We start from the raw sequence: 20,316 nt of genomic DNA, 5'->3' as shown, positions 1-20,316 counted from the left end.
ACACCCCTCCATTCGGGACGTATGTCCGCCAGAAGGAATGTGACACCCGGTGAGTGCCGGTCGGAGGAGACGAGCGGGGCACCAGTGGGCGCGCCCGGGCCGCCGCCCGGCTCACCGCCTCAGCCTCCGGCCCCGTCCGCCAGGGCCTCGTCCAGGGTGTCGTGCACGGTGAAGACCGCATCGGCTCCCGTGATCTCGAAGACCCGTGCCACGACGGGCAGCATGCCCGCAAGATGTACGCCACCCCCCGCCGCCTCGGCTTTCAGCCGCGCCCCCAACAGCACGTTCAGACCGGTGGAGTCACAGAACTCCAGCCGTGTGCAGTCGACGACGAGTCGGCTCGTTCCCTTGGCGAGGCAGGCCTCGAGTGGCTCACGCAACAAATCGGCCGTGTGGTGATCCAACTCACCTGCTGGAGTCACGACGGCACTGGAGCCCTCTTGCCGCACCTCAACCAGAAGCCGGCCAGACTGTGTACTGCCGACCGTCCCGCGGTCCATGCCGTCTCTCTCCCGACATCGTGGCTGCTGTTGACGTCCTCGAACACTACGCCTTCTCCACACCCTCCGACACCCGAACAATCACCCACAAACAGACATAACCACACAGAACACACTTGCGGTCGGCTCGGGAAACCGGATAGGGCTAGTACAGACACGAACTCGACACGGCCGGCTTTGGAGGCGCCGCACACCGCAGTGCACGAAGTGGCTTCGGCAGCCTATGCCGAGAACGATGGAGGACATCATGTCACCCCGGCTCGACGCATCGCGTACCCAGCAGGCGACGTCGACATCCCCCCCGGAACATCTGAATCCCATCGAGCAGGACAGCGAAGGCGATGTGCTCGCCGGACTTCCGGACATCCCACCCTTCGAAGAGGTCGGGGCCGTGGATGCACGGGCCCTCTCCAAGACCCTCTTCGCGCGGCTGGAGTCGCTGGAGGAGGGCACGCGCGAGTACTCGTACGTCCGCAACACGCTCGTCGAACTGAATCTCGCCCTGGTCAAGTTCGCAGCCTCCCGCTTCCGCTCCCGCAGTGAGCCGATGGAGGACATCATCCAGGTCGGCACCATCGGCCTGATCAAGGCGATCGACCGCTTCGAACTCAGCCGCGGAGTGGAGTTCCCCACGTTCGCGATGCCAACCATCGTGGGTGAGATCAAGCGCTTCTTCCGCGACACCTCGTGGTCGGTGCGGGTGCCGCGCCGCCTCCAGGAGCTCCGGCTCGACCTGGCGAAGGCCGGCGACGAACTGGCCCAGAAGCTCGACCGCGCCCCGACGGTGGGCGAACTCGCCGAGCGTCTGGGGCTGTCCAAGGACGAGGTCGTCGAGGGCATGGCCGCCTCCAACGCCTACACCGCCTCCTCGCTGGACGCCCAGCCCGAGGAGGACGACTCCGAGGGCGCGCTGGCCGACCGGATCGGCTACGAGGACCACGGCATCGAAGGCATCGAGTACGTCGAGTCCCTGAAGCCGTTGATCGCCGAACTCCCGTCCCGGGACCGTCAGATCCTCTCGCTGCGCTTCGTCGCGGGCATGACCCAGTCGGAGATCGGCGACGAACTCGGCATCTCGCAGATGCATGTCTCGCGGCTGCTGTCGCGCACTCTGGTGCGGCTGCGGAAGGGCCTGACCGTCGAGGAGTGACGCGTCGGCGCCACTGACCTGCGCGTGTGCCCGGTGTCCGGTGGGACACCGGGCACCGTGCGTCCGGAGCACCTCGCGGTTACTTGGAGAAACCCTTTCCCCAAGGGTTCGCTTCCCTCACTATGGTCCCTCACAGACTGGCCGGTACGTCAGGAGGAGGGTGCGCATGGGTCGGGCCGACGGGGCCGGAGACGGTGTGCACACCGGAGCGTCGGACGCCCGGCTCACCGAACTGCTGCGCACCGACACCACCACGGCGTACACGGCCCTGCTGGAACTCCGCGGCCGCCACCAGCCCGCCGTCCTGGCCTACGCCCGCCTCTGCACGGCCGGCGAGAGCGGCGCCCGGCAACTGGCCGCGCAGACCTTCACGCTCGCGGCCCGGGAGACGGCCCGCGGTGTCGACCCCGGCGTCCCGTGGCGCCACCGGCTCCTGCTGCTGACGGCCCGGTCGGCGGCGGCCTGGGCCGGGGACCAGCGGGCGGCCGGCCTGGACCCGAACGTCCTCCTGCTCCTGAACACGGCGGCGCCGGGAAGCCCGGTGCCGCCCATGCTCGCCGCCTTCGAGTCCCTGCCGGCCCGCACCCAGGGCCTCGTCTGGTACGGCCTGGTGGAGGCCGAGCCGGAACACCGCACCGCCGACCACCTGGGCCTCACCCGCGAAGACGTGGTCTACGGCACGGAAGGGGCCCTGCAGTCCCTGGCCCGGACCTGTCTGAAGTTCCGCCTCGCCGCCTCCGACGACCCGAACTGCGCGGACTTCCACCGCCTCATCGAGGAGTCCGTACGCCCGGACAGCCCCCGGGTCAGCACCGACCTGCACACCCACATGGCGCACTGCCCGCACTGCGCGGCGGCGCACGAGGAACTGTGCGCGGTGCGGGACACCCCGAGGACCGCACTGGCGGAGGGGCTGCTGCCGTGGGGCGGGACGGCGTACGCGGGGTGGAGCGCGGCCGAGCCGGAGACCCGCCCGCGGGCACGCTCCCGTACGCCCTCCGGGACGTGGCCGCGCCCGCGTCGGCTCGTCCTGGCGTCGGCGGCGCTGGGGGTGGCTCTGGCGCCGCTGCTGCTGTTCCTGGTGTCACAGGGAGACGGGTCATCGACGGGCGCGTCGGCGTCGGCCTCGGCTTCAGCGAGCGGCGGGGCGCTGCCGGGCCCAACGCAGGTGACCGTGACGGTGTCGCCCTCGGCTTCCCCGTCCACGTCGTCCACGAGCAGGCCGTCGTCCCCTTCTTCCTCCCCTTCCCCTTCCCCGACGAGGAGTTCGGCACCGCCCCGGAAGAGCAGTCCCCCGTTCCGCCCGCCGGGTGGCTCCTACACCCAGGTGGTCAACGTCTCCACGGCCCGCTGCCTGGACGTCTCCGGCGACTTCGCCGACGGCACGGACGTCGTCACGGCCCCCTGCACCTCGGCCCGCTCCCAGCGCTGGCGCGTCGACAGCGCCCGCGGCGTCCTCCAGTCCTCCGCCGACCCCGGCTTCTGCCTCGACAGCCGCGGTGACGTCGACAAGGGCCTCGGCATCTGGTCCTGCGACTCCGTCGAGGGCGACCACGGCGACAACCTGCGCTTCACCGTGGACTCCGACGGGGTGATCCGTCCGGCGATCGCCATCGCGACGGCGGTGACGCCTCAGGGCGGCGACGGACTCTCACTGGAACCGCTGACCGGCGGTCCGGGGCAGCGGTGGCGGGCTGGATCGTCGTAGTAGTGGCCGGGCCTGCTGCCGTCAGACCACGCGTGTGCCGCGCCGCCACACCCCGCTGACCAGCGGCACCCCCGGCCGGTACGCCAGGTGCACATGGCTCGGGGCGTCCAGGAGGATCAGGTCGGCGTAGGCGCCGGGGGTGATGCGGCCGACGTCCTCGCGCCGCAGGGCCGCCGCGCCGCCCGCCGTGGCCGACCAGACCGCCTCGTCCGGGGTCATCCCCATGTCCCGCACCGCGAGGGCCACGCAGAAGGGGACGGAGGAGGTGAAGGACGAGCCGGGGTTGCAGTCCGTGGAGAGGGCGACCGTGACCCCCGCGTCCAGCAGGCGGCGGGCGTCCGGCCACTCGGCTCGCGTGGAGAACTCGGCGCCGGGCAGCAGGGTGGCCACCGTCGCGCTGTTGGCCAGGGCGTCGACGTCCGCGTCGGTGAGGTGGGTGCAGTGGTCGGCGCTGGCCGCGTCGAGTTCGACCGCGAGCTGTACGCCGGGGCCGTGGGAGAGCTGGTTGGCGTGGATGCGCGGGTGCAGGCCCTTCGCCTTGCCGGCTGTGAGGATCGCGCGGGCCTGGTCTCCGTCGAAGGCGCCCTTCTCGCAGAAGACGTCGATCCAACGGGCGTACGGGGCGCAGGCGTCGAGCATCTCGCCGGTGACCAGGGAGACGTAGGCCGCCGGGTCGTCGGCGTGGTCCGGGGACACGATGTGGGCGCCGAGGTAGGTGACCTCGTCGGTGTGGGCGGCAGCGATGCGCAGGGCCCTCGACTCGTCCTCGACCGTCAGGCCGTAGCCGGACTTCGTCTCGAAGGTCGTCGTGCCCTGACGGAGGGCCTCGTCGAGGTAGCGGGTGAGATTGCGTTCGAGTTCTTCGTCGCTCGCCGCCCGCGTCGCCGCGACCGTCGTGCGGATGCCGCCCGCGCTGTAGGGCCGGCCCGACATGCGGGCGTTGAACTCCTGGGTGCGGTCGCCCGCGAACACGAGATGGCTGTGGGAGTCGACGAAACCGGGGAGTACGGCCCTGCCTGCTGCGTCGACCCGGTTGTCAGTGGCGGGTGCTTTGCTTTGATCACCGGTCCACACGACGCGGTCGCCTTCGATGACGACGGCCGCGTCCTGGATCAGTCCGAGGGGGGATCCCTCGTCGAGGGAGGGGTTGTTGGTGACCAGGGTCGCGATGTTGGTGATGAGCGTGCTGGCGGTGCTCGCGGAGTGGGCGGGGCTGACGGTCGTCGCGTTGCTCATGGCGTCCTTGGTGGCCTGGTCGGCGGTGGGGGCGGGTTCGGGCAGTGGGGCGGGCGGCATCCGCTTCAGCTTCGGCCGCGCAAGGCCGCGACGGCGTCCGCGAGGGCTCTCGGCACATCCGGTACCAGGGCGTGGACCCCGTCCCGTACGACGTGCCGACCTCCCACCACCGTGTGCGACACGTCTGCTGCCGACGCAGCGAATACGGCCGTCTCGGCCCCGAGCCGCGGAAGCGGCCCTGCCGTCCTGACCGAGTCGAGGGCGATGGTGGTGAAGTCGGCGAGCGCGCCGGGCTCCAGGGTGCCCGCGCCGTCCCAGCCGAGGGCCGCGTGGCCGTCGGCCGAGGCCGCCCGCAGCAGGGCCGCCGCCGTCCAGTGACCTCGCCTGCGGGTGCGCAGGCGCTCGTCGAGCTCCATCGCGCGTGCCTCTTCGAGCAGGTCGATGACGGCGTGGCTGTCGGAGCCGAGGGAGAGCGGGGAGCCGGCCTTCTGGAGGGCGACGGCCGGTCCGATGCCGTCCGCCAGGTCCCGTTCCGTCGTCGGGCACATGCAGGTGCCGGTGCCGCTGCCGCCGATCAGGGCGATGTCCTCGTCGGTGAGGTGGGTGTTGTGGACGCCGGTGGTGCGGGGGCCCAGGACTCCGTGCTCGGCGAGCAGCCGGGTCGGCGTGCACCCGTGGGCCTCACGGCAGGCGTCGTTCTCGGCGGTCTGCTCGGACAGGTGCACATGGAGCGGGGCCCGCCGCTCCTCGGCCCACCGCGCCACGGTCGCCAACTGGTCGGCGGGCACGGCCCGTACGGAGTGGATCGCCGCACCGATCCTCGCGTGATCCCGGTCCTTGAGAACTGAACAGCGTTCGGCCCAGTCCTGAGCCGTCCCGTCGGAGAAGCGCAACTGGTGGGTGTTCGGGGGCTGTCCGAAGCCGGAGGAGAGGTAGGCGGTGTCGAGGAGGGTGATCCGGACACCGGCGTCCGCGGCGGCCGCGATCAGGGCCTCGCCCATCGCGTTGGGGTCGGCGTAACGGGTGCCGCCGTGGGCGTGGTGCACGTAGTGGAACTCGCCGACCGCCGTCACGCCCGCCAGCGCCATCTCGGCGTACACCGCGCGGGCCAGCGCGTGGTAGGTCTCCGGCGTCAGCTTGTCGGCGAACGAGTACATGACCTCGCGCCAGGTCCAGAAGGTCCCGGAGCCGACCTGGACGGTGCCACGCAGGGCCCGGTGGAAGGCGTGCGAGTGGGCGTTCGCCAGTCCCGGGAGCGTCAGTCCGCGCAGGATCTCGGCGCCGGGCGGCGGGGTGTCGGTGCCCGTGCGGACGGCGGTGACACGGCCGTCCTGTACGTCCAGGGCCACGCCCGGCTCGACGTGGGTGTCGAGCCAGGCGTGCTCCAGCCAGTAGGTCTTCGGTGTCACCGGCAGGCCAGCCCTTCGAGTACGTCGGCGAGCGCGAGGACCCCGGCCACGCAGTCGTCCTCGGCGGCGAACTCCGCCGGGGAGTGCGAGACGCCCGTGGGGTTGCGCACGAACAGCATGGCGGTCGGAATGCTCCCGGAGAGGATTCCGGCGTCGTGTCCGGCGCCGGTGCCGAGGACGGGCACCTTGAGGTCGGCGTCGGCGCCCAGGACGCGGGCGAGTTCGTCCCGCAGGGCGTGGTCGAACTCGACGACGGGGGTGAAGGACTCCCGGACGATGTCGAGGGCGATGCCGTGGGCGTCGGCGTACTCCCTGGCCGCCTTCTCGACCCCGCCGACCACCTGGTCCAGACTCTCCTGGTCGGCGGCGCGGGAGTCGAGCCAGCCGCGCACCAGGGAGGGGATGGCGTTGACGCCGTTCGGTTCCACGGAGATCTTGCCGAAGGTGGCGACGGCACCGGCGAGTTCGGCCTCGCGACGGGCGGCGAGCACGGTCTCGGCGTACGACAGCATGGGGTCGCGCCGGTCCACGAGGCGGGTGGTGCCTGCGTGGTTGGCCTCGCCCCGGAAGTCGAACCGCCACCGGCCGTGCGGCCAGATGGCGCTGGCGATGCCGACCCGGTCGCCGGACAGGTCCAGCGCCCGGCCCTGCTCGACGTGCAGTTCGACGAAGGCCCCGATGCGGGCGAGCCGTTCGGGATCGGCTCCGATGCCGTCGGGGTCGTGTCCGGCGGCCTCCATGGCCTGCGGGAGCGTGACGCCCTCGCCGTCGGTCAGCCGGTGCGCCTGCTCGACGGTGAGCTGCCCGGCGGTGAGCCGGGACCCGACACAGGCGAGCCCGAACCGGGCCCCCTCCTCGTCGCCGAAGTTGACGATCGCGAGGGGCTTGCCGAACTCCGCTCGCCGCGCCCGGAGTTCGTCGAGCGCGGCGAAGGAGGACACGACCCCGAGGGGCCCGTCGAAGGCCCCGCCGTCGGGCACGGAGTCGAGATGCGACCCGGTGACGACGGCGTCCCCTTGGGCGGGGTCACCGAGCCAGGCCCACTGGTTGCCGTTCCGGTCGACTTCGTAGGCCAGTCCCCGGGTCTCGGCCTGCTCCCTGAACCAGGCCCGGCAGTCGACGTCCGCACCGGTCCAGGCGAAGCGCCGGTAGCCGCGGCTGTCGGCGTGCCGTCCGACGGGGAGCAGCTCGCGCCACATGGAGTGGAACGAACTGCCGCCCGGCAGGGCGGGGGCAGCCGGATCCGCGTCCGGCGACGGGACCCCCGCCCCCACCGAGGAGTTGCCGCTCACCGTCACGCGTCGTCACCCTCGCGCATGGGCACTCGCACGCCCCGCTCGTCGGCGACCGACTCCGCGATGTCGTAGCCCGCGTCCACGTGCCGGATGACGCCCATGCCCGGGTCGTTCGTCAGTACCCGCCGGACCTTCTCGCCGCCCAGCTTCGTGCCGTCGGCCACCGTCACCTGTCCGGCGTGCAGGGAGCGACCCATGCCCACGCCGCCGCCGTGGTGGATGGACACCCAGGACGCCCCCGAGGCCACGTTGACCATGGCGTTCAGCAACGGCCAGTCGGCGATCGCGTCGGACCCGTCGAGCATGGCCTCGGTCTCCCGGTAGGGCGAGGCGACGGACCCGGCGTCCAGGTGGTCGCGTCCGATCGCCAGCGGCGCCGCCAGCTCCCCGCTCGCCACCATGTCGTTGAACCGCTCGCCTGCCTTGTCCCGCTCGCCGTAGCCCAGCCAGCAGATGCGGGCGGGCAGGCCCTGGAAGTGGACCCGCTCACCGGCCAGCCTGATCCAGCGGGCGAGGGACTCGTTCTCGGGGAACAGCTCCAGGAGCGCCTTGTCGGTCTTGGCGATGTCGGACGCCTCACCGGACAGGGCGGCCCAGCGGAAGGGGCCCTTGCCCTCGCAGAACAGCGGCCGGATGTAGGCGGGGACGAAACCGGGGAAGGCGAACGCCCGGTCGTATCCGGCGAGTTGGGCCTCGCCGCGGATCGAGTTGCCGTAGTCGAAGACCTCGGCGCCGGCGTCCATGAAGCCGACCATGGCCTCCACGTGCCGGGCCATCGACTCACGGGCGCGGGTGGTGAAGCCCGCCGGGTCCTTGGCGGCGGCGTCGGCCATGTCCTCGAAGTCGATGCCCACCGGGAGGTATGCCAGCGGGTCGTGCGCGGAGGTCTGGTCCGTCACGATGTCGATGGGCGCGCCCGACTCCAGGAGCTGCGGCACCAGCTCGGCCGCGTTGCCCAGAACGCCGATGGACAGCGGGCGGCGGGCGTCGCGGGCCTCGACGGCCAGCTGGAGGGCGTGGTCGAGGGAGTCGGCCTTCACGTCCAGGTAGCGGTGCTCGATGCGCCGCTCGATGGCCCGCGGGTCGCAGTCGACGCAGATCGCGACACCGTCGTTCATGGTGACGGCGAGCGGCTGGGCGCCGCCCATGCCGCCGAGGCCGGCGGTGAGCGTGATCGTGCCCGCCAGGGTGCCGCCGAACTTCTTCGCGGCGACGGCGGCGAAGGTCTCGTAGGTGCCCTGGAGGATGCCCTGGGTGCCGATGTAGATCCAGGAGCCGGCGGTCATCTGGCCGTACATGGTGAGGCCGAGGGCCTCCAGGCGGCGGAACTCCTCCCAGTTGGCCCAGTCGCCGACGAGGTTGGAGTTGGCGATCAGGACGCGCGGGGCCCACTCGTGGGTCTGCATGACGCCGACCGGGCGGCCGGACTGCACGAGCATGGTCTCGTCCTGCTTGAGGGTGCGCAGGGTGCGGACCATGGCGTCGAAGGAGCGCCAGTCACGGGCCGCCTTGCCGGTGCCGCCGTAGACGACGAGCTTGTCGGGGTGCTCGGCGACCTCGGGGTCGAGGTTGTTCTGGAGCATCCGCAGGGCGGCTTCCTGCTGCCATCCCAGGGTGCTCAGTTCCGTACCGCGCGACGCTCGTACGGGGCGGGGTCCTGACATGGTCTGCCTCCTGGGGGCTTGGGCCACAGCCCGTGGTTGTCGATATTCACATCCTGACTTCCTGAATAGAACTAGTCAATACGTTCCCGCGTCAGCGTGGGTGGGGCAGGGATGTCCCGTCGGACCCCCGACGGCGTCCGGGAGCGGGCGACAACAGGCAGGAGACGTGGTGGACGAGTACGGCAACACCGGCGAGGGACGGGCCGCCCGCCGGGACGAGGCGGTGCGCGCGGCCGTGGAACAGGGACTGCTGGGGCCGGACTCCCCCATCGTCGGGCTTCTCGACGTCACCGGCATCCGGGAGTCGGCCGCGGAGCTCCGCGCGGCCTTCGACGAGGTCACCGCGCCCGGCACCCCGGTGCTGCACGCGTTCGCGGTGAAGGCGACCCCGCTGGTGCCGGTGCTGCGGCTGCTGCGGGAGGAGGGCATCGGCGCGGAGGTGGCGAGCCCGGGCGAGCTGGCCCTGGCGCGGGCGGCGGGACTGCCGCCGGCTCGGACCGTCCTCGACTCGCCCGCCAAGACACCGGCCGAGCTCCGGGAGGCGCTGGCGCTGGGGATCGCCGTCAACGCCGACAACCCGCAGGAGCTGCACCGCATCGACGGCCTCGTACGGTCGGCCGTCAGCCGCTCCCCACTGGGGATCCGCGTCAACCCGCAGGTCGGCGGCGGCTCCATCGGGGCGACCTCCACGGCGACGGCGACCTCGAAGTTCGGGGTGGCACTGCGGGACGAGGGTGCGCGGGAGTGGGTCGTGCGCGCCTACGCCGAGCGGCCCTGGCTCAGCCGGCTGCACGCGCACACCGGCTCGCAGGGCGTGCCGCTCGACCTGATGGTCCGGGGCGTCGAGGAGACGTACACGCTCGCCGAGGAGATCAACCGGCGTATCGGGCGGCCGCAGATCGACACGATCGACATCGGCGGCGGGCTGCCGGTGAACTTCGCCTCCGAGGTGACGACTCCGACGTACGCCCAGTACGCGCGGGCGCTCAAAACGGCGGTGCCCGGGCTGTTCGACGGGCGGTACGGGCTGGTGACCGAGTTCGGGCGGTCGCTGCTCGCCGAGCACGGCACGATCGTGGCGCGGGTGGAGTACACCAAGAGCGCGGGCGGCCGACCGGTCGCGGTGACGCACGCGGGCGTGCAGGTGGCGACGCGGACCGTGTACGCGCCGGGGTCGTGGCCGCTCAGGATCGCCGCGTACGACGGCAAGGGGCGGCCCAAGAACGGGCCGGGGGTGGTGCAGGACGTGGCAGGTCCCGCCTGCTTCGCGGGCGACCTGCTGGCCGAGGGGCGCGCGCTGCCGCTCCTGGACCAGGGGGACTACGCGGCGGCGCTGGACACGGGCGCGTACTACTTCGCGCACCACTACGCGTACAACTCGCTCGCCCGGCCGGGCATCCACGGCTTCGCACCCGGCCCGGCGGGACGCGTCGCGTTCGCGACCGTGCGGGAACCGCAGACGCTCGCCGAGATCGTGGCCGAGTCGGGAGGGGCGCACGCCGACGCGCTCACCACCCTTCGCACACCCGGGAACCGTTGACGTACACCCGGGGCACCACTGATCACATTGTCTGTAAATCAAGGCAAGTTGACCCACTCTAGCCACCCCGAGCATGTTCCACCGGAAAATGCCAGATCCCTCACCCGTAGCGCACACGTTGCGTAGTTTCGGCGTCACTCAGCCGAACCCCAGGCGGGAGGGGAGCCACGGTGCAGGGAATCGACGAGTGCTTGCTGGAAGCCATGCGACTGCCAGGTGCGCGGGGCGCCGCGCTGGTCGACTGGACGAGCGGGCTGGCGCTGGGCGTCGTGGGGGAATCCCCGGGCGGCGACCAGGAGGCGGCCGCCGCTGAGGCCGCGGAGCTCGCCCGGCTGGCCGCCGAGCAGCGCGCCTTCTCCTCCGGGAGCTCCGCCGCCGAGGCGGGGGCCGCGGGAGAGGAGCCGGATCCTCCGGTCGAGGATCTGATCCTCAGCAACCGGGACAGCTACCACGTCCTGCGGTTCGTGCCGACGTCCTTCGACAGCAGCGTGTTCCTGCACCTGTGGCTGGCCCGCGCGGAGGGCAACCTCGCGCTGGCCCGGATCCGGCTCGGTGAGATGGCCGGACGGCTGGAGCTCGGATGACGACGGTGCGGACCACTCCCGCCACCCCGCCGCCCCGGCTGCCGGTCCGCGACAAGGCGGCGGCCCTGGGCCGCGGCTGGGGCGGTGCCTCGCCGATGCTGACCCGGCTGGCCGCCGAGCGCGCCACCGGTGTCCTGGTGCGCGAGCGCGGCACGCTGCACCTCGCCGACGGCAAGGTGGTGCACGCCGAGAGCCCGGCCGCCCCCGGCGCCCACATCCTCCTCGCCGCCCACGGCACCCTCGACGCCGAGGTCTGGCGCCGGGCCCTGGCCGAGAGCACGGCGAGCGCGGCGGGTGCCGTGGGCGTGGGTGCCTCAAGCCCCGGGAGCGCCGGGATCGCGGGAGACGCCGGGATCGTCGGAACCGGGGCCCATCGCCTCACCGGCGCGGACGTCGTGCACCGCGCGGGCCGCCGGCTGGTCGAGGACGGGCTGCTCACTCCGGGCGCCCTGGAGATGTGCCGGCTGACCGCGCTGTTCGACGCGGCGTACTTCGCGCTCGCCCCGAGCAGCACCCCGGGCCGCTTCCGCTACGGCACCGAGGACGGACCCGGCACCCCCGGCGGCGAACTCGCCGGCGAACCCGGCAGCGCGGGGGACGGCGGAACCGGCGACCTCCTCACCGGCCCCGGCATCCCGCGTCCCGTGCCGGTCGCCGACCTGGAGCGCGAGACACTGCGGCGACGTGACCTGCTGCACCGCATCTGGCCGCACGCGCTGCCGGACGAGGTGCCGCTGACCCGTGAGCACCGCCCCGCGACCCCGCTGATCCCGGCCCGGCGGCAGGCCGTACTGGCCCTCGTGGACGGCGTCCGCACGGCGTCGGACATCGCCCGCGCGCTGGGCCGCCCGGCGTTCCACACCCTGGTGGACATACGGCGGCTGGTGGCGGCCGGGGCCGTCTCGCCGTGCCCGCTGCCCGGCCCGCTGTCCGAGGCGATGGCCGGACCGTGGTCCGGGGCACCGCCCCAGCCGATGCCGGGACCGATGACGGGATCGCTGCCCGGCGCGCTGCCCGGACCGATGCCGGGTCAGCTGACCGGCCCCGAAGTCACCCGTCCTCCCGTCGATCTCGTCGGCAGCGTCGCGCCCGTCGATCCCCACATCACGTTGCTGAAGAGGCTCAGGGATGCGCTGGAGGCCCTTTGAACGGCAGCGGTTCCGTGCCGAGAGGAGAGACCTGATGGCAGCAGCGCAGGACGGGATCCTGGAGGAACTGCGTCGGCTCAGAGCCCGTGTACCGCAGCTCACGGGCGCCCTCGCGGCCGATGTCGACGGTCTCGTCCTGGCCCAGGACACCCCGGGTGTCGAGCCGGAGGCCGTGGCCGCGCTCGCCGGGGCCACCCGGGCGCTCGCCGCGCAGCTGACCGACGAGACCGGCCAGGGGGACCTGCGCGAACTCCTGGTGCGGGGCGTGTACGGCTATGTCGCCACCTATGCGGCGGGCGCCGGGGCCGTCGTCACGCTGCTCGCCCAGGACCGCGTCAACGTCGGCCGCCTCCATCTGGAAGGCCGCCGGGCGGGCGCCCGGATCGGGGAGCTCGTCGACTGCGCCGCCACCGGACCCACCGGGGACACCACCGGACAGTCCGAACGGACCGGACCCACCGAGACCACCACGAAGGCGCCCGCGAAGCCCGCTCCGGCACGTGCCAGAGCGGCCCGCACGTCCCGGGCCAAGCCCACGGACACCCGCGCCACGGCCACCGCTCCGACGGTGGCCCGCACCACCACCGAAAGTTGAGAGAACCGAGGAGACACAGTCATGGCCAACACCGAAACCGCACTGAAGGAGGCCCTCGCCTCCATCGAGGGCGCGACCGGCGTCGCGCTCGTCGACTACACCAGCGGCATGGCGCTCGGCACGATGGGCGGCAGCAAGGGCTTCGACCTGAACGTGGCCGCCGCCGGCAACACCGACGTGGTCCGCGCGAAGATGCGCACGATGGAGCACCTCGGGCTCAAGGGCCAGATCGAGGACATCCTGATCACCCTGTCCGACCAGTACCACCTGATCCGCCTGATCGCCGGACGCGGCGGCAACGGGCTGTTCCTCTACCTGGTCCTCGACGCCAAGAGGTCCAACCTGGCGATGGCCCGCCACCAGCTGAAGGCGATCGAGACGGACCTGGAGGTGTGACCGAGCGCTAGACCAGTGCCGCGGTGCGGCGGCGCGCCCCGCCCGGGGCCGCGTCGCCCGCCGCGATACCCGTGCCGCGGTACGCCTTCACCGAGGTGCCGGCCGGGCGCCCACCGCGCGCGTCGAGCCAGTCGACCCGCACCCACAGCAGCGCGTCCCCGGCCCGCTCCTGCCGTCCGAGCCAGGCGGCCTTGAGCATGAGTCCCGTGCCGCACCCGGCGAGCAGCATGCCGCCCGCGACGGGCACGGCGAACGAACTCAGCAGTGCCACCAGCCAGGCCGCCAACAGCCACCAGCGGTGTCCGCGGCGCCAGTTGCGCACACTGACCGCACGGTCCTGCAGCACGTCGTGCTTCCCGGCCCTGGCGGCCGCCCGCCCGAGCGTCGTGTACCGCTTGCGGCGGCTGTACGACACCACGGCGGCGGCGACGATGAACAGCGCCGCTCCCGCCATCACGCCGATCCGGCGTCCGGTCAGCCCGGGTATCAGCAGCCCGACCCCCGCCGCGCACACCCCGAGCCACCACAGCGGCGCCGCCCCGGCGCGCACGACGACAGCCACCCGGGCCAGCCCCTGAGCCCTGCGATCTCCGCGTGCCACGTCCTGCCTCCTCGTCGTCCCGGCACAGTCCTGATGGGCGGGGAGATTAACGGGCGAACGTGAGACAAGGCTGAGAAAGGCCCTCTATTCCACGAACAGTCCTCGCGCCGCGGCCCCGGCGTCGAACTCCTCCAGCCGGGCCTGTGCGTCCGGCAGGTCGTCGCACATCGCCTCCAGCAGCACCCGGCCCAGCAGCATCGGGGCGCAGGCGGTGTCGAAGGCGAGGCCGGTGCCGACGGCGGCGGGCAGGAGGAGGTCGGACACCTTGGCGACCGGGGCGAAGGCGGAGTCGGCGACCGTGACGACGGTCAGGCCGGCCTCCTTGGCGTAGGCGAGGGTGTCCACGACCTCGCGGGGATGCCGGGGCAGGGCGAAGCACAGCAGCGTCGAGGCGCCCGCGCGGACGGCGGCGTCGATGCGGTCGTGGATCATCGTGCCGCCCTCGTTGAGCAGCCGTACGTCCGGGTGGACCTTGGCGGCGAAGTACGCGAAGCCGTACGCCTGGGAGGCGGCGGCCCGCAGCCCGAGGACCGGCAGCGGGCGGGAGGCGGCCAGCAGTTGCCCGGCCCGCTGCACCGGCCGCGGGTCGGCGAGGATCTCCGCCAGGTGCCTCAGGTTCTCGATCTCGGCCTCGACGGCCTGCTGGTACTCGTTGTACGACGCCGAGGCCGCCGTCTGTTCGCCGGGCGAGACCTCGCGCAGGTGCCGGCGCAGGGCGGGGTAGCCGTCGAAGCCGAGGGCGACGGCGAAGCGGGTGACGGAGGGCTGGCTGACCCCGGCGAGTTCGGCCAGCTCCACGCTGGACAGGAACGGCACGTCGGCGGCGCGCCGCACCATGCTGTGCGCGATGCGCCGCTGGGTCGGCGTGAGCCGGTGCCCCTCGAACAGCGCCTGAAGACGTCCCGCGGGAGTGTCCGCCACACCCGCACCGGCCATGTCGCTCATGCCTCGCTCCCCCTCCAGATCTGCGTGAACCGGTCGAGCAGTGCGACCGCCGCCGTCACGTCGCCCGTGAGCGGCCGGTCGGCCGGGTCCTCTTCGAGCACCGCCTCGGCGAGCTCCAGCGCGCGGCCCACCGGAAGGTCCGGGTCGGGCCGCAGGCCGCGCTGGCGCAGCGCCCGTACGGCGGCGACGAGTTCGCAGCCGACGACGAGACGGTACGCGCCGCACGCGCGCAGTGTCTGACGGGCGGCGAGCGAGGCGAAGCTGGCCTGTTCCTCGACGCCCCGGGAGAGTACAGCGTGGCCGAGCGAGGCGGGCGCGGAGAAGGCCCGCAGGTCTCCGAGGGCGGCGCCGGCGGCGTACTCCAGGATCATCACGCCGGAGGATGCGGGCTCCGGGTCGGCGAGGAAGGGCCGCAGGCGGGTGAAGGCGGGCTCGTTGAGCGTGGAGAGCCGAGAGGTGGAGAGCCGGGCGACCTGGGTGAGAGCCAGCCTGAAGTGGTCCAGGGCGAGGGCGAGTTGGGCCTGATAGAAGCCGCCGTGGTGGTAGGCGGCCATGTCCTCGGGGCAGATGAGGGGGTTCTCGGCGGCGGCGTTGATCTCGATGGCGAGGACCTCCTCCAGGACGTCGGCGGCGTCGTGTGCCGGCCCGTGGATCTGGGGCAGGCAGCGGAAGCCGTACGGGTCCTGGATACGGCCGAGCGGCGGGGTGGGCCGGTCCTCCGCCCCGATCAACTCCCGCATCTTCCGGGCCACTTCGGTGGAGCCGCGGTGCGGCCGGGCGGCGTGCACGGGGGCGGCGTACGCCTCGTGCGACCCGTCCACGGCCAGCAGTGACAGCGCTCCGACGACCTGGGTGGCCTCGATGAGCCCGCGCAGTTCGTGCAGGGCGAGGGCTGCCTGGCCGAGGGTGAGGGCGTTGCTGCTGATGAAGGCGAGGGCGTCGTTGTTGTCGAGCGACTGGGGCTCGGGGGCGCCGGTCACCCCACGATCCCCGCCGGAAGCGCCGGCTCCCCGGCCACCGTGCGCGCCCGCATCCGCACCGAGCGCGACCTCTGCGCCCCCGGGACCCCCGGCGTTCCGCCAGGGATGCTCCCCCACCAGCGCCAGCCCCGCCTGGGCCAGCGCCGCGATGTCCCCGGTGCCGACCGAACCGAACTCGTTGACGACCGGGTACGCCCCGCTCTCCAGCGCCTCGCACAGGGCCGTCACCACGGTCGGCCGCAGTCCCGCACCTCCCGCGAGCAGCTGGTTGGCCCGTACCGCGAGCATCGCGCGGACCTGCCGGGCGGGGAGTTCCTCGCCGATGGCACCGGCGTGGCTGCGCAGCAGGCGCAGGCCGTGCTCGGCGGCCGTCTCGGTGGGCACGTCCTCGTTCCGGTTGGCGCCGACGCCGGTCGAGCGGCCGTAGACGCGCCCGGTCGCGGCGATCTGCCGGGCGGCGTCCCAGGACTCGGTCACCCGCTTCATCGCCTCGGTCCCGGGCACCGGTCGCGCGGTCCCGTCGGCGAGGCGGACGACGTCCGCGACGGCCAGCCCGATGCCGTCGAGGACGACGAGACCGGTGTGCCCGACCGGCACGACATACGAAGTGTCCACGATTCGAGACGACATAAAACAGCAACTCCTCTCAAACCGGGCAATCGATCTTGCTCTTCGGTCATCCGTAACCACGGATTAACACCGAGCCGTTGACAATCCATTCAGCTACAGAGAACTCTGCATGACGTTATACAGCCGGGCAAGGGACAACCTCATGATCCAGTTCGACGCGGTCCACAAACGCTTCCCCAACGGCACGACAGCAGTGCACGACCTCACCCTCGACATGCCGGAAGGCGGCGTGACCGTCCTCGTCGGTTCCTCCGGTTGCGGCAAGACGACCACCCTCAGGATGATCAACCGGATGGTCGAACCGACCTCCGGCACCATCAAGGTCGGGGGCAAGGATGTCACCCGGCAGGACGCGGCCGAACTGCGGCGCTCCATCGGGTACGTCATCCAGCAGTCGGGCCTCTTCCCGCACCGCACGGTGCTGGACAACATCGCCACGGTCCCGCTCCTGCTGGGCCACGGCCGCCGCAGGGCCCGGGCGCGAGCGGCGGAACTGCTGGAAACCGTCGGTCTGAGCGCCGACGCCGGCAAGCGCTACCCGCACCAGCTCTCCGGCGGCCAGCAGCAGCGCGTCGGCGTCGCCCGTGCGCTGGCCGCCGACCCGCCGGTGCTGCTCATGGACGAGCCCTTCGGCGCGGTCGACCCGGTCGTGCGCACCCAGCTCCAGGACGAACTGCTTCGGCTCCAGAAGGAGTTGAACAAGACCATCGTCTTCGTCACGCACGACATCGACGAGGCGGTCAGGCTCGGCGACCGCATCGCGATCTTCCGCACCGGCGGTCACCTCGTCCAGTGCGCCCCGCCCACCGAACTCCTCGCCCGTCCGGCCGACGACTTCGTGGCCGACTTCCTCGGCGCCGAGCGCGGCCTGAAGCTGCTCTCGCTGAAGACCCTGGCCGAGGTCCCCCAGGGCCCGGCACCGCACGACAGCGACTGGACCCTCATGCTCGACGCCGGCGACCGGCCCCTGCACTGGGCCTCGAAGGGCGCCGAGATCCCCGTACGGCCGCTGCGGGACGGCGACTCCCTGCTCGCGGCCCTCGACGAGTCCGTCGCCTCCCCCACCGGCCTGGTCGCCCGCGTCGACGCCGACGGTGTGCTCACCGGCGTCACGTCCCGCGACGACATCCACCGGCACGCCGGCCGGGCGCACTCGGAAGCCCGGGTGGCCGTATGACCATCGACTGGTCGTGGATATCCGGCCACACCGACGACCTCACCACCCTCACGGTCTCCCACCTCCAGGCAGCCCTGAGCGCCGTCTTCTTCGGCCTGCTGATCAGCCTGCCCCTCGCCGTGCTCGCCCACCGGGTCCGCCCGCTGCGCGGTTTCCTGCTCGGGCTCTCGAACGTCCTGTTCACGATCCCGTCGATCGCGATCTTCGTGCTCCTGCTGCCGGTCAGCGGTCTGACCCGCACCACGACCGTGATCGGCCTGACCGTCTACACGCTGGTCGTGCTGCTCCGGAACACCGTCGAGGGTCTCGACTCGGTCCCCGCGAAGACGAAGGAGGCCGCGAAGGCGATGGGCACCCGCCCGCTGCGCACGCTCCTCACCGTCGAACTCCCCCTCGCGCTCCCCGTGATCATGGCGGGCGTGCGGATCGCGACCGTCATGTCGATCTCCCTCGTCTCCGTCGCCACCTACATCGGCGACGGCGGCCTCGGCCAGCTCTTCACCGACGGCTTCCAGCGCGACTTCCCGACCCCGGTGATCGTGGGCGTGGTCCTCACGCTCCTGCTCGCCGTGGTCGCGGACGCCCTGCTGGTGGCCCTCCAGTACGTCCTGACCCCGTGGCGGCGGAGGCGAGCCTGACATGTACGAACTCCTCAAGAACCTCGGCGACTGGCTGACCAGCGGCGCGAGCTGGTCCGGTACCGACGGCATCGCCCACCGCCTCGCCGAGCACCTGCAGTACTCGCTGCTGGCCACCCTCGTCGCGGCCGCGATCGGCCTGCCCCTCGGCCTGCTGATCGGCCACACCGGCAAGGGCGCCTTCGTCGCGATCAACCTCGCGTCCTTCGGCCGCGCCCTGCCCACCGTCGGCCTGGTGGTGCTGGTCTTCCTGGCCGGCGGCCTGTCCATGCTCCCGGTCTACGTCGCCCTGGTCGCCCTCGCGGTCCCGGCGATCGTCACCAACACCTACGCCGGCATGTCGGCCGTGGACCCGGACGTCAAGGACGCCGCCCGCGGCCAGGGCATGCGCGGCCACCAGGTCCTCCTCCAGGTCGAACTGCCCCTCGCACTCCCCCTGATCATGACCGGCCTGCGCCTGGCACTGATCCAGGTCGTCGCCACAGCGACCATCGCGGCCTACGTCTCCTTCGGCGGCCTCGGCCGCTACGTCTTCGACGGCCTCGCCCAGCGCGACCTCGTACAGGTGCTCGGCGGCGCGGTGCTGGTCGCGGCCGTGGCCGTCGTGCTCGATCTGCTGTTGAACACCCTCCAGCGCCTCCTCTTCCGTCACCGCACCGCCTAGGGACCCCCAGATGAACCGACGTACGCTCCTCGGCGGCCTCTTCGCAGCGGCCTCCGTCCCCGTCCTCTCCTCCTGCGCCGGCGGTGTCACCTCCCTCGACGGTCAGGGGAGTTCGGCCGGCGGCAGCGGCTCCAGCAAGGGCGGGCTCACCATCGGCACCGCCAACTTCACCGAGAACCAGGTGCTGGGCTACCTCTACGCGGCGGTGCTCCAGCAGGCCGGCGTGAAGGTGAAGGTCCGCCCGAACCTCGGCACCCGCGAGATCGTGATCCCCGCGCTCAAGGCGGGCGACATCGACCTGCTGCCCGAGTACCAGGGCGCCCTCCTCAACTACCTGGCCCCCAAGGACACCTCCGCGGAGCCGGGCACCATGCAGAACGCGCTCACCCTGGCCCTGCCCGCCGGCCTCCAGGTGCTGCCGTACGGCAGGGCGGCCGACTCCGACTGCTTCGTCGTCACCCGGGCCACCGCACGGAAGTACGGCCTGGCCTCCCTCGCCGACCTCGCCAAGCAGAACGGCGAGCTGGTCATCGGCGCCGCGCCCGAGGTCAAGAAGCGCCAGGTGGGCGCGGTCGGACTGAAGGACGTGTACGGCGTCGAGTTCAAGGAGTTCAAGTCGCTCGACTCGGACGGCCCGCTGGTCAAGGGCGCCCTGAAGAAGGGCGACGTGGACGTGGCGAACCTCTTCACCACCGACACCGACATCGCGGCCAACGACTGGGTGGTGCTGAGCGACCCGAAGAACCTGATCCCCAGCCAGCACATCGTCCCCCTCATCGCCGACCGCAAGGCCGACGACACGGTCCGCAAGGCCCTCGCCCGGCTCGGCAACGTCCTCACCACCGAGCAGCTCACCCAGCTCAACAGCCAGGTCGACAACGACAAGAAGGACCCGGAGGACGTGGCGAACGCGTACGCGAAGCAGCACGGGCTGGCGACGTCCTGACATCCCGACCCCGGACAGGGGGGCTATCCCCAGTGCGGCGCACCCGCCCGCTTCCTACTCTGAACCCATGACCGGAATGGACGCGCGGGACCCCGAACTCACGAAGGAACTCAACGCCACCCTGCATGCGCGCAGGGAACTGGGCGAGGAGTACGAGTCCGCGCTGGTCGACTCGTTCCTGGAGAAGGTCGACCAGCGGATCGACGGCGTCGTGGACCGCCGGGTGCGCCGGCAGCTCGCCGAGCAGCAGATGGTGTCGGCCCGGGGCGCCCGTTCGCCCAAGTCCACCGACTCCTTCGGCGAGCGCTTCGGCTTCGGCATCGTCTCCCTGGTGCTGGCGATCCCGCTCTCCGCGATCGGCGGCGGCCTCGCCCACCTTCCCGGGCTCCTGGTGGCCTGGGCGGGCATCGTCGGCGTGAACGCCTTCCAGGCCGCGAAGTCCAACCCGGAGATCTTCCGCGGCCGCCGCCACCGGAAGGCCCAGGACAGCGACTGGGAGGGCTGAGAAGG

The 20,316-nt window shown here is 72.2% G+C and carries 20 protein-coding genes; 12 read left to right on the top strand and 8 right to left on the bottom strand.

Features of this window, described 5'->3' with window-relative positions; all coding sequences use genetic code 11:
• Positions 1-119: 119 nt before the first annotated feature.
• Complete coding sequence (locus ACZ48Z_RS33895) at positions 120-500, bottom strand: STAS domain-containing protein (protein ID WP_468739724.1); 381 nt, start codon at positions 498-500, stop codon at positions 120-122.
• Positions 501-735: 235 nt separating this feature from the next.
• On the opposite strand from ACZ48Z_RS33895, the gene ACZ48Z_RS33890 reads away from it, so the two are divergent.
• Both ACZ48Z_RS33890 and ACZ48Z_RS33885 read left to right on the top strand, forming a co-directional pair.
• Entirely contained in the window at positions 736-1,650 is a 915-nt protein-coding gene (locus ACZ48Z_RS33890) for an RNA polymerase sigma factor SigF (protein WP_468739723.1), read from the top strand.
• A gap of 166 nt (positions 1,651-1,816) precedes the next feature.
• Complete coding sequence (locus tag ACZ48Z_RS33885; RefSeq protein ID WP_468739722.1) at positions 1,817-3,358, top strand: ricin-type beta-trefoil lectin domain protein; 1,542 nt, start codon at positions 1,817-1,819, stop codon at positions 3,356-3,358.
• Between the two features lie 21 nt (positions 3,359-3,379).
• Here the strand turns inward: ACZ48Z_RS33885 and hutI are convergent, their stop codons facing one another.
• From hutI to hutU, 4 genes are all read right to left on the bottom strand, one after another.
• Entirely contained in the window at positions 3,380-4,654 is a 1,275-nt protein-coding gene (hutI, locus tag ACZ48Z_RS33880; protein ID WP_468739721.1) for an imidazolonepropionase, read from the bottom strand.
• Positions 4,655-4,659: 5 nt separating this feature from the next.
• The gene (locus ACZ48Z_RS33875) at positions 4,660-6,003 is read right to left on the bottom strand and encodes a formimidoylglutamate deiminase (protein WP_468739720.1); all 1,344 of its coding nucleotides are present in this window, start codon (positions 6,001-6,003) and stop codon (positions 4,660-4,662) included.
• Positions 6,000-7,202 (bottom strand): allantoate amidohydrolase, encoded by a 1,203-nt coding sequence (locus tag ACZ48Z_RS33870; RefSeq protein WP_468739783.1) that lies wholly within the window; start codon positions 7,200-7,202, stop codon positions 6,000-6,002. The genes ACZ48Z_RS33875 and ACZ48Z_RS33870 overlap by 4 nt, the downstream gene beginning before the upstream one ends.
• A gap of 95 nt (positions 7,203-7,297) precedes the next feature.
• Positions 7,298-8,962: a urocanate hydratase gene (hutU, locus tag ACZ48Z_RS33865; RefSeq protein ID WP_468739719.1), complete on the bottom strand. Its 1,665-nt coding sequence runs from the start codon at positions 8,960-8,962 to the stop codon at positions 7,298-7,300.
• A gap of 169 nt (positions 8,963-9,131) precedes the next feature.
• On the opposite strand from hutU, the gene ACZ48Z_RS33860 reads away from it, so the two are divergent.
• The 5 genes from ACZ48Z_RS33860 to ACZ48Z_RS33840 all read left to right on the top strand — a co-directional run bounded on the left by ACZ48Z_RS33860 (position 9,132) and on the right by ACZ48Z_RS33840 (position 13,225).
• Positions 9,132-10,502 (top strand): type III PLP-dependent enzyme domain-containing protein, encoded by a 1,371-nt coding sequence (locus ACZ48Z_RS33860; protein ID WP_468739782.1) that lies wholly within the window; start codon positions 9,132-9,134, stop codon positions 10,500-10,502.
• A 170-nt stretch (positions 10,503-10,672) separates the two neighbouring features.
• Positions 10,673-11,086 carry a hypothetical protein gene (locus tag ACZ48Z_RS33855; RefSeq protein WP_468739718.1) on the top strand — a complete coding sequence of 138 codons (414 nt, stop codon included), beginning with the start codon at positions 10,673-10,675 and terminating at the stop codon, positions 11,084-11,086.
• Positions 11,083-12,234, top strand: a complete 1,152-nt coding sequence (locus ACZ48Z_RS33850) for a hypothetical protein (protein WP_468739717.1) — start codon at positions 11,083-11,085, stop codon at positions 12,232-12,234. The genes ACZ48Z_RS33855 and ACZ48Z_RS33850 overlap by 4 nt, the downstream gene beginning before the upstream one ends.
• Positions 12,235-12,268: 34 nt before the next feature.
• On the top strand, positions 12,269-12,829 hold the full coding sequence (locus ACZ48Z_RS33845; protein ID WP_468739716.1) for a roadblock/LC7 domain-containing protein: 561 nt from the start codon (positions 12,269-12,271) through the stop codon (positions 12,827-12,829).
• A gap of 21 nt (positions 12,830-12,850) precedes the next feature.
• Positions 12,851-13,225: a hypothetical protein gene (locus ACZ48Z_RS33840; RefSeq protein WP_468739715.1), complete on the top strand. Its 375-nt coding sequence runs from the start codon at positions 12,851-12,853 to the stop codon at positions 13,223-13,225.
• A 7-nt stretch (positions 13,226-13,232) separates the two neighbouring features.
• Here the strand turns inward: ACZ48Z_RS33840 and ACZ48Z_RS33835 are convergent, their stop codons facing one another.
• The 3 genes from ACZ48Z_RS33835 to ACZ48Z_RS33825 form a co-directional block, all read right to left on the bottom strand.
• Complete coding sequence (locus ACZ48Z_RS33835; RefSeq protein WP_468739714.1) at positions 13,233-13,826, bottom strand: hypothetical protein; 594 nt, start codon at positions 13,824-13,826, stop codon at positions 13,233-13,235.
• 84 nt (positions 13,827-13,910) lie between these two features.
• Positions 13,911-14,762 carry a MurR/RpiR family transcriptional regulator gene (locus ACZ48Z_RS33830; RefSeq protein ID WP_468739781.1) on the bottom strand — a complete coding sequence of 284 codons (852 nt, stop codon included), beginning with the start codon at positions 14,760-14,762 and terminating at the stop codon, positions 13,911-13,913.
• A gap of 5 nt (positions 14,763-14,767) precedes the next feature.
• Complete coding sequence (locus tag ACZ48Z_RS33825) at positions 14,768-16,381, bottom strand: aromatic amino acid ammonia-lyase (RefSeq protein WP_468739713.1); 1,614 nt, start codon at positions 16,379-16,381, stop codon at positions 14,768-14,770.
• Between the two features lie 142 nt (positions 16,382-16,523).
• Between ACZ48Z_RS33825 and ACZ48Z_RS33820 the strand changes: the two genes are divergently transcribed.
• The 5 genes from ACZ48Z_RS33820 (at position 16,524) to ACZ48Z_RS33800 (ending at position 20,311) form a co-directional block, all read left to right on the top strand.
• Positions 16,524-17,558 carry an ABC transporter ATP-binding protein gene (locus ACZ48Z_RS33820; protein WP_468739712.1) on the top strand — a complete coding sequence of 345 codons (1,035 nt, stop codon included), beginning with the start codon at positions 16,524-16,526 and terminating at the stop codon, positions 17,556-17,558.
• A complete protein-coding gene (locus tag ACZ48Z_RS33815; protein ID WP_468739711.1) occupies positions 17,555-18,196 on the top strand; it encodes an ABC transporter permease in 642 nt (213 codons plus the stop codon). Before ACZ48Z_RS33820 ends, ACZ48Z_RS33815 begins: the two co-directional genes overlap by 4 nt.
• A 1-nt stretch (position 18,197) precedes the next feature.
• The gene (locus tag ACZ48Z_RS33810; RefSeq protein WP_468739710.1) at positions 18,198-18,860 is read left to right on the top strand and encodes an ABC transporter permease; all 663 of its coding nucleotides are present in this window, start codon (positions 18,198-18,200) and stop codon (positions 18,858-18,860) included.
• A gap of 10 nt (positions 18,861-18,870) precedes the next feature.
• Positions 18,871-19,806 carry an ABC transporter substrate-binding protein gene (locus tag ACZ48Z_RS33805; protein ID WP_468739709.1) on the top strand — a complete coding sequence of 312 codons (936 nt, stop codon included), beginning with the start codon at positions 18,871-18,873 and terminating at the stop codon, positions 19,804-19,806.
• A gap of 76 nt (positions 19,807-19,882) precedes the next feature.
• A complete protein-coding gene (locus ACZ48Z_RS33800) occupies positions 19,883-20,311 on the top strand; it encodes a hypothetical protein (RefSeq protein WP_468739780.1) in 429 nt (142 codons plus the stop codon).
• Positions 20,312-20,316 lie beyond the last annotated feature (5 nt).

It is taken from the genome of Streptomyces sp. NPDC031225, assembly GCF_055570355.1.
The sequence above is the reverse complement of the archived record's forward strand: the minus strand, read 5'-3'. Positions and strand labels throughout refer to the sequence as shown.